Consider the following 12,640-nt stretch of genomic DNA (forward strand, 5'->3'; position numbering starts at 1 on the left):
GGCCCGTTGCGCATCACCCGCGGTGGGGGTCCTGCGCGCCGCCAAGGGGCGAGGCGGGCGGGTCCCGGGGGCCGCCCGCCCAGCAGCGCCGCTAGTGCGACATGGTCGTCCAGTCCGGGTTGAGGTCGTTCTCCGGGCTGTGCGTGACGGCCTGCACCCCGCTGCCGTCGAGGTGTGCCCGGTAGAGATCGGCGGGAGCCTGACGGAACAGCGAGAACAGCAGCTCGGTGCCGTCGGGTGAGAACGTCGGGGTCGCGGCGAAGTCGTCCGGCCGAGAGGGCCGCAACCGGATCCGGGTCAGCCCGCTGCCGTCGGCCGCGACCAGGACCAGCCGACCCCACTGGGTGGACGAGACCAGCCGACGGCCGTCAGGTGACCAGTCCGCCCAGGCGAGCTCGTGGGCCTGCAGCACGGCGTACCCGGTGATCCGGTGTGCGTGCGAGCCGTCCGCCCTCGCCACGAGGAGCGCCACCCGGTCCTGCGTCCCGGCGTCCGGACCCGTCCCGGGGCGGAACCGCAGGAAAGCCAGCCGGTGCCCGTCCGGCGAGAAGCCGACCGCCAGGTCCTGGCTGCCCCACGGGTTCGTGGTGAGGCGGACCCGCCCGCCGCCGTCGTCGGCACGGATGCTGAACAGGCCCTGGCGCTCGGTCCCGATGTCGCACAGGATCCTGCGGTCGTTCGGCGTCCAGGCCGAGCAGAACATGTCGGTGGGCAGCCGCGGCAGCCGCAGCACCCGGAAGTGGCTCCCGCTGGGCGATGAGATGCCGGGACGGAAGGCGACGAGGTCACCGGTGGTCGGGTCCAGGACGACGACGTTGCTGTGCAGCAGCCGGGTCCCGTCGTGCGACCAGGTCGAGCGGTTGAAGTCCTCGAGCGGGACGGTCGTGCTCACGACCCGCTGGTGCGTGCCGTCGGGTGCGGCGGTGATCGCGGTGGCGCCGCTGCCGTCGAGGGCGGTGCGGCTGTAGACGATGCGGTCGTGGGGCCCGGTGGAGGCAGCGGTCGGGGCGGCGGCGAGCGCCGTCGTCCCGAGGAGCAGGCAGGCCAGCGCACCGACGGTGCGCCGCAGGCTGGGACTGTGCATGGGGCTGTCCTTTCAGTTCGCTCGGTGAGGCCACCGTGCACAGACACAGGCTCCCGGCCCCGCCGGCATTTACGCGCGGCGCAGGCTCAGCCCGTCACCCCCAGCTCGAGGAGCGATCCGTCCGACCCCACCGCCCAGGCGCGACCCTCCGCAGCGAAGACGGGTGAACGGGACAACGGGTTGTCGTGCCAGACGCCGGTGAGCTGCCCTGCGGTGTCGAAGACGCGGGTGGTGTGGTCGGGGTCGGTCGGGTCGCCGCAGCTGGTGACGTAGACCCAGCCGCGCGCGTCGACGGAGGCGTCGCACGCGCCCTCGGGGAACAACCCGACCGGGCTGATCGTGGGGCCGCCGTGCGCTCCGGACGACGAGCTGCCGAACGCCGCGACCTCCCTCCCGTCGGGGGCGAGCCGGACGACCAGCCCGGCGTCGTCGTTCGCGAGCAGCAGGTTGCCGTCCAGGTCGACCTGGCTGAAGTGGGTGTGCCCGACCAGGTCCGCGGGAGTGTCCCGCGGGTCCCCCGACCGCCAGACCTGGTCGCCCGAGCCCGACAGCCGGGTCAGCGTCACGGCCCGGTCGTCGGCGACGTACACGCCGCCCTGGTCGTCCACGGCCACGTCGAAGGGCCACAGGAACTGCCCGGGCCCCTCGCCGAACGTGCCCCACGCGTCGAGGAACGCGCCGTCCGCGGAGAAGACCTGGACGCGGAAGTTGCCGGTGTCGACCACGTAGACGCGGCCGTCGTCGCCGACCGCGAGGGAACCGGTCTGCATCCGGAAGCGGCCGGGCGCGGTTCCCGGTCCGCCCCAGCTCCGGACCACCCGGCCCTGCGGCGTCAGCTCGGAGACCGTCTGGGAGGCGTCGGTGACGTAGAGGTGCCCGCTCGGCGCGACGGCGACCGCGAGGAGCCGCTCCAGCCCCAGCGACCCGGCCGTCAGGGTCCGGATCACCCGCAGCGGAGCCTCGCCGACGGCCGGTGGTGCGGCACCGGTCGGCCCGACGCCCGGGCGGGCGCCGCCCGGGCCGTCGCTGCTTCTGACGAGCACGATCCCGGCGACCGCCACGACGCACGCGACCAGGGCGCCGACCGCGACCGCCCGGCGCCGCGCGTGACGTCGTACGTCGCGGGACCGGACCCGGCCGAGCGCGCCGACCGTGTCGGGGTCGAACGACGCCCCCGCCCGGCGCAGCGCCTCAGCGATCCGCGTGTCGGAGTCCACCGCTGCTCACCTCCTCGAGCACCCGGCCGAGGGTGGCGCGGGCCCGGTGCAGGTGCACCCCCGCGGTCGAGGGCGCGCAGCCCATCAGGTCGGCGATCTCGGCGAGCGGGCGGCGTTCGAAGTAGAAGAGCACCACGGCGGTCCGCTGCCGCACCGGCAACGACCGGACCGCGGCCAGCACGTCGAGGTCGTCGGGGGCGAGTGGCGGCTGGGGCTCGAACGCATGCTCGGCGCGACGCCGACGTGCGTCGCGGCGCAGGGAGCGGACCACCATGCGGATCGCGACCTTGCGGACCCAGGCCCCCGGACGGTCGAAGTCGCGCACGGTCTCCCAGTGCCTCAACAGCTCCACGAAGGCGTCCTGGGTCACGTCCTGCGCGCGCTGCCGGTCGTGGCAGATGAGGAACACCGTCCGCGTGACGGCAGGGAACTCGACGGCGAAGAGGCTCTCGAACTCCTCCGTCCGCGTCATCCCCGCCTCCAGGCGCAGCCGCGCTGAGCCGCGGCTCCCACCTGCCAACCTAGGGACGGCCGGCCCGTCGGGTCATCGCCAATTTCGGTCGCCCGGAACCGCGCGGCAGCGGTTGCTCCAGCGCCTACGGCGTGGAACGGGGCGGCGCTGCCGCAGGCGCGGGGCGCACCAGCAGTGCGGGGTCGATCGTGCGCAGCGAGTCGGGCTTGAACCCGTTGTCGACACCCCACAGCACGGCCTGCGAGCGCGAGGTGACCTGCATCTTGCGGTAGGCCGAGCGGATGTAGGTCTTCACGGAGTTGATGCTGAGGTAGGCACGGTCGGCGACCTGCTGGTTGCTCAGCCCCTGCGTGATCAGCGCGATGATCTCGGCCTCGCGGGACGTGAGCCCGACCGCCCGGCCGGGCCAGTCGCCGGCGCCGCCGGCGCTGGTCTCGTTGTCACCGGTGAGGACGACGATCTCGCCGCCCATGATCCGCTCGAGGGCACGGACGATCTCGGCACCCGTGATCACCTTCGACAGGTAGCCTCGCGCGCCCTCGTCCAGCGCCTGCTGGATCAGCTGGGGCTGGAGGTTCCAGCTGTAGATCACCACCTTGGCGTCGCTCTCGCGGACGAAGTCCTTCAGGTCGATGCCGGTGTCCTGGACCTGGCCGAAGGTGTCGAAGAGGACGATGTCCACGTCGCTGATGACAGGGCGGGACGCCCCGGTCTCGACGACGTCGATGTGCTCGTCGGAGAGGAAGGAGGCGACCCCCGCGACGACCACGGCGTAGTCATCGACGATGGCGATCCGCAGCGGGCGGTTCGCGGCTGGTCCCATGAACGGAGTGTAGGACTGCGGCGTCGACGGGAGCCGGCACGGCGAGGCCCGGACCTCATGGCTGGTCCACGTGCACCACGGCCGCGCCGGTGGACCCGATGGACGCCGTACCGGGCGTGCCGGGCACCGTCAGCGGCAGGTCGATCGGGGCGTGGATGCTCACGGTGACCCGGCGGCGCACCCCGTCGACGCCCACGTCGAAGGTGAGGCCGGGGTACTTCGCGTAGGCACCGATGTCGGCCAGGTAGGTGTGCACCGCCGCGCGCACCGCGGCGGGGGTGAGGCGCAGGTCCTCCTCGGGCAGGCCGCTCGTGTAGGTCTCCTCCCCCGTCGCCCCGAGGTCCGCGCCCCGCAGTGCGGCACCGTCCGCGATCGTGTCGAGACCCTGCCGCTGGAGGTACGCCGCGGAGGCGTCGACGACCAGCGCCACCACCATCGCGAGCACGACCGCGAAGCCGATGATCATCAGCGTCGCCTGCCCCCGCTCGTCCCGCTGCCCGGTCACCGGACCTCCTGGAACTGACCGATCGGGACCGTGTGGCTCGCGTCCAGCGCGAACGTCGGCGAGCCCCCGCCCAGCGCGCTCGGGATCAGCGGGAGGTCGACGCGTGAGCTGATCCGCACGGTGATCACCGAGGTGCCGTTGTGGCAGTCGTGGGGGAAGGGCCGGCAGGTCACGTCGACCGCGAGCGGAGCGGCCTCGAGGCCCTGGTCGACGAGCACCTGGCGGGCGGCCGCCTCGGCGCGGGCGCGGCCCTCCCCGTCGGTCGGGGCCAGCGCATAGGCACGGCCCGCGGCGCGGGCGGCGGCACTGACCGCGAACGCACCGCGCTGCACCTCGAACGCCGACAGCACGATCCACAGCATCGGCACCAGCAGCAACAGGCCCAGCCAGGTCAGCTCGACCAGCGCGCTGCCCTCCTCACCACGGCGTCTCACGAAGGGGCCTCCTCCACCGCGTGCCCGGAGACGGTCAGCTCGACGGCCGGCCCGCCGATCCCGAGCGCCGGTACGCGCGCGTGCACGACCACCTCGATGCCGGGCGCACCGTCGACGAGGACGCGGCGTACGTCGACGTCGCGGGCGAAGCGGCCCGAGACAGCGGCGCCGATCTGCTCCCGGGTGCGGGCTGCGCCGTCCGCGGGGCCGCGGTCCTGGGTGGCGGCGTACCGGGCGCCCTCGGACGCGGCGGCGGCGAGGGTGTTGCGGACGAGCAGCACCAGCCCGACCTGGAGGATGCCGAGGAACAGCGGCACCAGCACGACCAGGACCAGCACGAAGTCCACCACCGCGGAGCCGCGCTGGGCCCCCCTGCGGTCGCCTGACACGGACACGGCCGGTCAGTTGTGGACGGAGCTGAGCGCCTCGCGCAGCATCGAGCCGAGCTGGCCCTTGGCGACGCCCCAGATCGTCATCACGAGGCCGGCGGTCATCACCGTGATCAGCACCCAGCCGGGCACGTCGCCACGGTCGTCGCGCGGCCGGGGTGCGGTGACCTCGAGGTAGAGCCTGGTCAGCACCAGCGAGAGTCGTTCCATCGATGCGTCCTTTCCGAGGAGGCCAGTCATCAGGGAGTGGTCAGGTGGAGGCCGATGACGCCGGGCCAGAAGGCGAAGAGCACGGTGACGGGGAGCACCAGGAAGACGACGGGCACCATCATCGCGACCTCCTTGCGGGCGGCGACCTCGATCAGCTCGCGTCGGCCGGCCTCGCGGACGTCGGCGGCCTGGGCGTGCAGCACCTCGGCCAGCGGGGTGCCCCGCTCGACCGCGACGGCGATTCCCTGGGCGAACCGGGCGACCAGGGGCAGACCGCTCGCGGCCGCCATCCGGTCGAACGCGGCAGCCACGGGCTCGCCGGTGCGGACCGCGGCCAGCACCCGCGCCAGGTCGGAGGAGAGCGCGCCACCGCTGCGTCGTACGACGCGGTCCAGCGCGGCGACCGGGCTCTCGCCGGCGGCCACCGCGAGCGCGAGCAGCTCGGCGACGGTGGGGAACTCGGCGAGGATCCGCCGCTCCCGTTCCTTGACCTGGTTGGAGAGGTAGGTGTCGCGGGCGAGCACCCCACCGACGAACGCGACCAGGCACAGCACCAGCGACGCCACGGCGCCGTGGGGGTCGGCGAGCGCCTTGACCAGGCCGTACGCCGCCGCCAGCGCGAAGGCCGCGAGCCCCCACAGCACCTGCTCGACCCGGAACTCGTGGACGGTCTTGTCGATGTCGGCGCGCTCGAGGCGGCGGCGGACCGAGGTGGCCCCGCCGAGCACCCGCTCCACGGTGTCGGCCGCCGAGCGCAGCACCGGCCCGAAGACTCCCGCGGCCGCGGAGGTGGGCGAGGAGGAGACGACCTTGAGGCCGGGGCTGTGACCGACCTGGGGCAGGTCGCGGACGTAGGGAAGCACGCGCACCGAGAGCTGGGTCCTGCGCAGCTCGAGGACCCGGGTCGCGACCAGCAGCACGCCGGCGCCCAGCACCGCTCCGAGGACCGCGCCCCACGCGGCCGGCGTCACGACAGGATCCGCCGTTCGGTCGGAAGTCGCCCCAGACGCATCATCAGCCGGTAGGCCACCAGGCAGGCGGCCGCCCCGAACACGAGGACGGCGACGCCGCCGGGCGAGGCGTAGCGGCGGATGACCTCGGACTGGAAGGACATGAACAGCAGCACCAGCCACGGCGAGGCGACGGCGAGCCTGGCCCCGTTGACCGTCCAGGCCTGGCGCGACTCCATCTCAGAGCGGGTCCGGGCCTCGTCGCGGAGGTAGCCCGAGAGGTTGCGCAGCAGCCGGCCGAGCTCGCCGCCGCCGACCTCGCGGGCGATCCGCAGGCCCTCGACCACGCGGTCCCCGACCGGGTCGGCCAGCCGCTCCTTGAGCCGGTCGAGGCACTCACCGAACCGGCCGGTGACCTGGTAGTCGAGCGCGAACTCGTCGAACGCCGCACGCAGCGGCTCGGGTCCGCGCGTTCCGAGCGCGGCGAGCGCGTCGGGGAGCGACATACCGGCGCGGACGGCCGAGGCGAGGTTGTCGACGGCCTCCGGCCAGACCTCGGCGAACTCGCGCTGCCGTCGCCGCGCCCGGCCGGACACCACGGCCACCGGCAGCCAGCCACCCATGACCCCGAACGCGACGGCGACCGGCGGCGTCCCGGAGACCACCTCGATGACGAGGGCCGAGGCCACGCCCAGGCCCAAGCAGAGCGCCACGAACCCAGTCGCCGTGACCTGCCCGAGGCCGGCCCTCGCGAGCATCTCGGTGACCCGGCCGGTCGCGCGACGTCCGGTCCTGGGACGGGTCGGCAGGAAGAACGCCGACCACACCAGCATCAGCCCGACGCCCACGCCGAGCCCGACGAGCGCACCCATCAGTCGGCCCCCCGCAGGATCCGGTGCACGTCGATCCCGACCCTCTCGTAGAGCTCTGGGCGCGGGGGCATCCCGTTGGCCCAGCGCAGCTCGCCGCCATCCCGACGGAAGACCGGCTCGGTCTCGATGACGTCGTTCTCCGCACGGCCGGACACACCGACGATCTCGTGGACGCGGCGTACGCCGTGGTGGTCGATGCCGAGGTGGACCACGAGGTCGACCGACGACGCCACCGTCGGCACCACGAAGCGGGCCGAGATGTTCTCGCCGGCCAGCAGGGGCAGGGTGCACATCTTCACCAGCGCCTCGCGGGCGCTGTTCGCGTGGATCGTGCACATGCCCGGAAGCCCCGCGTTCAGCGCCAGCAGCAGGTCGAGGCACTCCTCGGAGCGCACCTCCCCCACGATGATCCGGCTCGGCCGCATCCGCAGGCTCTCCTTGACCAGGTCGCGGAGCCTGATCTCGCCGGTGCCCTCGAGGCCGGACTGGCGGGTCTGCAGGGGCACCCAGTCCGGGTGCGGGAACCGCAGCTCGAAGACCTCCTCCGCGGAGATCACCCGCTCCCCGCCCGGGATCGCCGCGGCGAGGCAGTTGAGCATCGTGGTCTTGCCCGCCTGCGTGCCGCCGGCGACGAGGATGTTGAGCCCCGCGCGGACCGAGGCCTCGAGGAAGGTCGCCGCCCTGGGTGAGAGGCTGCCGAGCTCGACGAGGTCGTGCAGCCGGGCAGCGCGCAGCACGAACTTGCGGATGTTGACCGCAGCCAAGAACGCTTTTGCGGGTTTAGCATCAAAGGCATGCCGACCAAGCCTAAGCGCGCTCTGATCTACGGCCGCGTGAGCAAGCCTCGCCCCCGCAACCAGCACGACGACGGTAGCGAGGACCTGAGTGAGTCCGTGGACCGCCAGATCACCGCGTGCAAATACACGGCCGCCTCTCGCGGTTACGAGGTCGTGGCTGTCGAGCGGGACACACAATCCGCCTACGCCGCGAAGCGTCGACCGGGCTGGGAGCGCGCCAAGCGCATGGTGGAGCGCGGTGAGGTCGACGTCGTCATCGCTTGGCAGATGGATCGGATCACCCGCTCGGTCGCCGAACTCGAGCAGGTAATCGATCTCATGGAGAGCACCGGCGCCAGCATCGTCACGTCGATGGGTGACCTCGACCTGACCACCGCCAACGGACGCATGGTGGCGCGCATCCTGGGTGCCGTCGCCCGAGCTGAGGTGGAGTTGAAGACGGCGCGCATGCAGTTGGCGAACCAGACTCGTGCGAGCGAAGGCAAGCGCCGTAGGTCGAGCCCCCGGCTCTTTGGCTACAACGCCGACGGCACCATCAACGAATCCGAAGCCGAAGCCGTTCGAAACGCCGCAAGAGACTTGCTCGCGGGCGCCAGCCTCTACTCCATTGCGAAGCGCTGGACCGAGGCGGGACTCTTCCCGGAATCGCGAGCTCGGATCGCTTCCGGCACGGCGCCAAGTTGGAGCGCTCGAGGCGTACGCGACTGTCTAACGAACCCGAGACATGCCGGGCTTGCTGTGTATCGGGGCGAGGCTCTCGAGGGCGTCCGTGGCGACTGGGAGCCCATCTTCGATGAAGAGACTCACATCTCGCTGAAGGCGCTGTTCGCTGACCCGTCGCGGAGGAAGGGCGACCACAGGCGCGGCCGCAAACCTGGGGATCGGCTCCTGTCGACGGTCGCCCGATGCGGCAGCGAGGGGTGTACACGGACAATCAGTGCAAGCAGCAAACAGGGCGTGCCCACTTACGTCTGCCGGTCAGGGCACGTCACGATTCCCGTTCATAAGGTCGACATGGTGGTAACCGCGGCCCTCGTGCGCGACTTGACGCTCCTCGCCGTTCAAGGAGGGCTAAGGGTCTCAGAGCACACGGAGGTAGACACCTCCGAACTCGAGCGGCTCCGCGAGCGGCTCGACGCTCTGGCTGAGCCCTACGCCGACGGCGCCATCACTTTGACCCAGTTCACGAGGGCTACAAAGTCGCTCCAGGACAAGATCGCCGCGGTTGAGTGTGAGATCGCCGAGGGAAGCACTCGGTCACGCACCCTTTCCGCCGAGGAGGCGTGGTCCATGTTCGAGAGTGCTGACATCGAGGGCAAGCGTGAACTTCTTCGTGGTGCTTTCGACATCGTGATCAGTCCCGTCGGCAAGGGCCAGCGAGTCGACGCTCTGAAGCAGGTGTCGGTGACGCCTCGCAACGTGCCTGCCGGCCCCGACGGCCGGTCCGCGTCCTGATGGTAGGCCGCGAACCTCGACGGGATCTCATTCGTGGGTCGCGGCAGCGGCGACTTCGCGACTCATCGGCCTGACGGTCGCACACCGGGGAGGCTGAGTTGCCCTTCGGCACCGCGGCCTCGTACTCGTCGTCCTAACGAGAGCATCACTGATGCCTGGGCGACCACGCACGGGGGCGCAAGCGCGCCGCCCCTCGGTTCTCCCTACTTGACGGACGCAAGCAAGCGGATTGGCCTGCACTAACGAAGCGAGTTCCCTGGGAGCGCAGCGCCGGACGTATAGGGTCGGCGCGTGGTCCAGGATCTCAAACCCGAAATGATCTCGTCGCTCCGCGAATACATGGAGCGTATCGAGGATCTGATGGCAGCTGACGTCCCCCTGTGGTATCGCGGGTGCGGGAAGGCGTCTCACACCCTCGCTCCGTCGCTGTTCCGACACCCTGACATCACGGCCCCCGAGGACTACATCGTTCTAGAGCGGCGCATCCTTCGCCGGTTCAGGGAGCGAAGTGTCCCTTACCAGAAACTCCCTCAGGGGGCTAACGAAGAATGGGACTTTCTCTTCCTGATGCAGCACTTCGGCGTACCCACGCGATTGCTGGACTGGACTGAGAATCCTTACGTAGCGCTGTTCTTCGCGCTGACCAGTGCCCGAATTGAGCATGCCACGGGGCATGCCAGCGAGAATGCCGCAGTATGGATCCTCCAACCCGAGGAATGGAACCGACAATCTTTCGCCGACATGTCCTACAGCGGAGATATCTTCTCGGCTGGGGACGAGCCGCTGCGAACCTTCATCCCCTCTGGAGGCGACGCATACATGCGAAACGCTCCCGCCGCGATGTTCGGACTGCACAATAGCCCTAGAATCGTTGCTCAACGTGGCGTCTTCACTATCTTCGGAAAAGAATCGATGCCCATGGAGGAGCGAGTGATCGATTCGGACTACCCAGAGGGGACTCTGACGAAGTTCGAATTTCCGGCCGAACTTATCGGCGACCTTCGAAAGTCGCTGCTGAACATTGGGATCACGGACTCGGTGATCTACCCAGACCTGGGCGGCTTGGCGAACGAACTCAAGCGCTTCTTTGGATATGAGGTCTGATGTTTACGGTACGTCAGTTCGACGCTAGGACACTGAGCTGGTGGATCGACCAGCGGTCAGTGATCGACTTCGATCCGCCCTATCAGCGGCGCGGTGGACTGTGGAGTGCCCGCGATAAGGCTTTCCTAATTGATTCAATTCTCAACCAATACGACATTCCAAAGCTTTACATCGCCGACTTCACGCTCAGGCCCTCGGTGCTGAACACAAGGAGTCGCCACTACGCCGTCATCGACGGGAAGCAGAGATTTGAAGCAATCTCCGACTTCGTGAACGGCAAGATCACGCTTGCGTCGGACTTCGTTCTCACCACCGACCCCCATCTCGAGTTGGGCGGCCTCGGGTATCAGGACCTCAAGAAGAACTTCCCCCAGGTGGCGAGCAGGTTCGACAACTTCAATCTCACCGTGATGAGCGTCATCACAGATGAAGAAGGGAAGATCAATGAGCTCTTCGTTCGGCTGAATCGAAATAAGACTCTCACTGGACCTGAGATCCGCAACGCCATGCAGGGAGTGGTACCCGAACTCTTTCGAAAGATCGCGGCGGACCCGTTCTTCTCGGAAAAGGTCAAGTTCACTACGACCCGCGGGCAAGATCTTGATGCGGCGGCGAAGTTCCTACTCGTCGAGTTCCGCGGGCGTCTCGTCGAGACGAAGCGGGTTGCCCTTGACCGTTTCGTCGAGGACGGGCTGGCCGCCGACTCTCAGGTCAGCGGATTCGAGCGAGCGGCCAAGCGCGTCTTGGCCAACCTGAAGAGGATGAACAAGGTGTTTCTGCCGAAGGATCCCCTCCTGTCTTCGCAAGGCGCAGTGGTTCCCTACTACTGGCTCATTCGGAATATTGAGGCGGAGCGGCTCCCTTTGGTGCGACCCTTCCTCGTAAACTTCGATGAGCGGCGCAAGAAGAATCGGCAGTTGGCTAACGACCCCGCGACGGTTCGGCAGGCTGATCCGACCCTGATGACCTACGAGCGTTTCAACCGAAGCATCAACGACTCCGGGAGTCTGGAGGGGCGCTACGAGATTCTGTCGGAGGCCTTCTACGACTGGTCGACGTAAGCGCGACCTAGGTGACCGGACGAGGGCCCACCACCCGGAGGCAGGATGGTGGGCCCTCGTGGCTCGTCGGCTGACGGTCACATGTCGGTCACCGGGTTGAGCCGCTTCTCGGAGATGGCCTTGCGGAGTTTGTCGCCCATCCGGTTCGCCGGGAGCAGGTAGTACGGCCGTTCCTCTTCGGGAGTGAACTGGGTCTTCGAAAAGCCTTCCTCGGCCTCGATCTGGCCGAGCATGACCCCGGCCCACTCGGCTCCCACCATGCGAGCGTGGTGAAGATTCTTCCGCGTGTGCAGCGGCGGCTCGAGGTCGTACTCGCCGGTGAGGTACTCGCCGGAGATAACGGGGTCCTCCGACTCGAGGATCTCCAGGATCTGGTTGAGGTGTCCGTTGATCAGGCCCATCTTCCGCGCCAGCCGGGGGTCCGCGCTCTGGTGCCAGCCTTCCCCGAAGCGGCCCGTGGCCAAGGAGAGCTTGTGCGCGGCCTGCATCTTCGCTCGCCACTCCGCCACGGCGGGGGCAGCCTTGGACATCGCCCTGAGGGCCTTCTCGTGCGAGCCGTTGAGCTCCTTGAGAGCCCCGGCGAGCCAGTCCCCGATGGACTCCTTCGCAAGGACCTGGAAACGCTTCACCGCGGCGTCAGCGGCCTTCCACGCGATGTCGTGGCGGGCGCTCCTGACCATGGCCTCGGTCGCCCAGTCGGTGCGCGTGAGGGCGGGCACCTCGGAGCCCGTGCGGACCGCCTCGTCGACCCTCGCCTGGTTCTCCTTGCTCTCGGCGACCTGGTCGGTGCCGAGGTTGAGCACCGCCTGCACCGCGGCCTCGTATTCGTCGATCTTGGCGAGCGCGTCGCGCTGCGCCTGAGCGACCGCCTTAGGCGGGTTCGGATGCTCAAACTGCACCTGCCCCCGAAGCCGGTTGGGCATGAAACGATCCGGCTTGCGGTCTCGGGGACGCCTGTTGGGCGCCACCCAGCTGGACGTGGTGACGGTGGGAGCCGCAGAGGTGGACCCGGGGTTCTCGTCGAAGAGAGTGTCGCGGCTGTCGTCGAAGCGACGGGAGGCCGGGACGTAGACCTCGGGGTCGGGGACCTCGATGTCCTCGTACGCAGTGCCAGCGTCCGGATCCGGCTCCGGGTGCTCCTCGAGCAGATCCCGGGTGTTCTGCAGCTCTCGGGCCTCATTCGGGTTGATGTCGCGAGCGTTCATTGCTTTCCTCCTGTGTGAGTGGTGTTACTGCGGGGCTTGCTGGATGTGACCGCGTCGTGCTC

General features: G+C 69.4%; 15 protein-coding genes. 3 read left to right on the forward strand and 12 right to left on the reverse strand.

What is annotated here, in order from left to right:
* Positions 1-91: 91 nt before the first annotated feature.
* The 11 genes from ACFO9I_RS12765 to ACFO9I_RS12815 all read right to left on the reverse strand — a co-directional run bounded on the left by ACFO9I_RS12765 (position 92) and on the right by ACFO9I_RS12815 (position 7,720).
* Positions 92-1,084, reverse strand: coding sequence for a TolB family protein (locus tag ACFO9I_RS12765; RefSeq protein ID WP_379181371.1), 993 nt, complete (start codon positions 1,082-1,084; stop codon positions 92-94).
* 86 nt (positions 1,085-1,170) lie between these two features.
* Positions 1,171-2,301 carry a 6-bladed beta-propeller gene (locus ACFO9I_RS12770; RefSeq protein ID WP_379181373.1) on the reverse strand — a complete coding sequence of 377 codons (1,131 nt, stop codon included), beginning with the start codon at positions 2,299-2,301 and terminating at the stop codon, positions 1,171-1,173.
* Positions 2,276-2,773: an RNA polymerase sigma factor gene (locus tag ACFO9I_RS12775; RefSeq protein WP_379181374.1), complete on the reverse strand. Its 498-nt coding sequence runs from the start codon at positions 2,771-2,773 to the stop codon at positions 2,276-2,278. The genes ACFO9I_RS12770 and ACFO9I_RS12775 overlap by 26 nt, the downstream gene beginning before the upstream one ends.
* Before the next feature lie 124 nt (positions 2,774-2,897).
* Complete coding sequence (locus tag ACFO9I_RS12780) at positions 2,898-3,596, reverse strand: response regulator transcription factor (protein WP_379181376.1); 699 nt, start codon at positions 3,594-3,596, stop codon at positions 2,898-2,900.
* 55 nt (positions 3,597-3,651) lie between these two features.
* Positions 3,652-4,101 carry a pilus assembly protein TadG-related protein gene (locus ACFO9I_RS12785; protein ID WP_379181378.1) on the reverse strand — a complete coding sequence of 150 codons (450 nt, stop codon included), beginning with the start codon at positions 4,099-4,101 and terminating at the stop codon, positions 3,652-3,654.
* The gene (locus tag ACFO9I_RS12790) at positions 4,098-4,535 is read right to left on the reverse strand and encodes a hypothetical protein (protein WP_379181379.1); all 438 of its coding nucleotides are present in this window, start codon (positions 4,533-4,535) and stop codon (positions 4,098-4,100) included. The genes ACFO9I_RS12785 and ACFO9I_RS12790 overlap by 4 nt, the downstream gene beginning before the upstream one ends.
* A complete protein-coding gene (locus tag ACFO9I_RS12795; protein ID WP_379181381.1) occupies positions 4,532-4,930 on the reverse strand; it encodes a TadE/TadG family type IV pilus assembly protein in 399 nt (132 codons plus the stop codon). The genes ACFO9I_RS12790 and ACFO9I_RS12795 overlap by 4 nt, the downstream gene beginning before the upstream one ends.
* 6 nt (positions 4,931-4,936) lie before the next feature.
* Positions 4,937-5,134 (reverse strand): hypothetical protein, encoded by a 198-nt coding sequence (locus ACFO9I_RS12800; protein ID WP_379181383.1) that lies wholly within the window; start codon positions 5,132-5,134, stop codon positions 4,937-4,939.
* 29 nt (positions 5,135-5,163) lie between these two features.
* Positions 5,164-6,105: a type II secretion system F family protein gene (locus ACFO9I_RS12805; RefSeq protein WP_379181385.1), complete on the reverse strand. Its 942-nt coding sequence runs from the start codon at positions 6,103-6,105 to the stop codon at positions 5,164-5,166.
* Positions 6,102-6,956 (reverse strand): type II secretion system F family protein, encoded by an 855-nt coding sequence (locus ACFO9I_RS12810; protein WP_379181387.1) that lies wholly within the window; start codon positions 6,954-6,956, stop codon positions 6,102-6,104. The genes ACFO9I_RS12805 and ACFO9I_RS12810 overlap by 4 nt, the downstream gene beginning before the upstream one ends.
* Entirely contained in the window at positions 6,956-7,720 is a 765-nt protein-coding gene (locus tag ACFO9I_RS12815) for a CpaF family protein (RefSeq protein ID WP_379181389.1), read from the reverse strand. The genes ACFO9I_RS12810 and ACFO9I_RS12815 overlap by 1 nt, the downstream gene beginning before the upstream one ends.
* A 30-nt stretch (positions 7,721-7,750) precedes the next feature.
* Here ACFO9I_RS12815 and ACFO9I_RS12820 point away from each other — a divergent pair, with 30 nt between their 5' ends.
* The 3 genes from ACFO9I_RS12820 to ACFO9I_RS12830 all read left to right on the forward strand — a co-directional run bounded on the left by ACFO9I_RS12820 (position 7,751) and on the right by ACFO9I_RS12830 (position 11,373).
* Positions 7,751-9,208 carry a recombinase family protein gene (locus tag ACFO9I_RS12820; RefSeq protein WP_379181391.1) on the forward strand — a complete coding sequence of 486 codons (1,458 nt, stop codon included), beginning with the start codon at positions 7,751-7,753 and terminating at the stop codon, positions 9,206-9,208.
* Positions 9,209-9,499: 291 nt separating this feature from the next.
* Positions 9,500-10,312: an FRG domain-containing protein gene (locus ACFO9I_RS12825; protein WP_379181393.1), complete on the forward strand. Its 813-nt coding sequence runs from the start codon at positions 9,500-9,502 to the stop codon at positions 10,310-10,312.
* A 59-nt stretch (positions 10,313-10,371) separates the two neighbouring features.
* The gene (locus ACFO9I_RS12830; protein WP_379181395.1) at positions 10,372-11,373 is read left to right on the forward strand and encodes a DUF262 domain-containing protein; all 1,002 of its coding nucleotides are present in this window, start codon (positions 10,372-10,374) and stop codon (positions 11,371-11,373) included.
* A gap of 77 nt (positions 11,374-11,450) precedes the next feature.
* Here ACFO9I_RS12830 and ACFO9I_RS12835 read toward each other — a convergent pair whose 3' ends face one another.
* A complete protein-coding gene (locus ACFO9I_RS12835; protein WP_379181397.1) occupies positions 11,451-12,578 on the reverse strand; it encodes a hypothetical protein in 1,128 nt (375 codons plus the stop codon).
* Between the last annotated feature and the right edge of the window lie 62 nt (positions 12,579-12,640).

Origin of the sequence: Nocardioides sp. GCM10023255 (genome assembly GCF_042653125.1) — a bacterium.
In the GTDB taxonomy this organism is placed as follows: Bacteria; Actinomycetota; Actinomycetes; order Propionibacteriales; family Nocardioidaceae; genus Nocardioides.

Bases quoted from the DNA above. Each gene is read 5' to 3' on its own strand.
- ACFO9I_RS12835 (WP_379181397.1), bottom strand. From the start codon at position 12,578: ATGAACGCTCGCGACATCAACCCGAATGAGGCCCGAGAGCTGCAGAAC.
- ACFO9I_RS12765 (WP_379181371.1), bottom strand. From the start codon at position 1,084: ATGCACAGTCCCAGCCTGCGGCGCACCGTCGGTGCGCTGGCCTGCCTG.
- ACFO9I_RS12810 (WP_379181387.1), bottom strand. From the start codon at position 6,956: ATGGGTGCGCTCGTCGGGCTCGGCGTGGGCGTCGGGCTGATGCTGGTG.
- ACFO9I_RS12780 (WP_379181376.1), bottom strand. From the start codon at position 3,596: ATGGGACCAGCCGCGAACCGCCCGCTGCGGATCGCCATCGTCGATGAC.
- ACFO9I_RS12775 (WP_379181374.1), bottom strand. From the start codon at position 2,773: ATGACGCGGACGGAGGAGTTCGAGAGCCTCTTCGCCGTCGAGTTCCCT.
- ACFO9I_RS12820 (WP_379181391.1), top strand. From the start codon at position 7,751: ATGCCGACCAAGCCTAAGCGCGCTCTGATCTACGGCCGCGTGAGCAAG.
- ACFO9I_RS12800 (WP_379181383.1), bottom strand. From the start codon at position 5,134: ATGGAACGACTCTCGCTGGTGCTGACCAGGCTCTACCTCGAGGTCACC.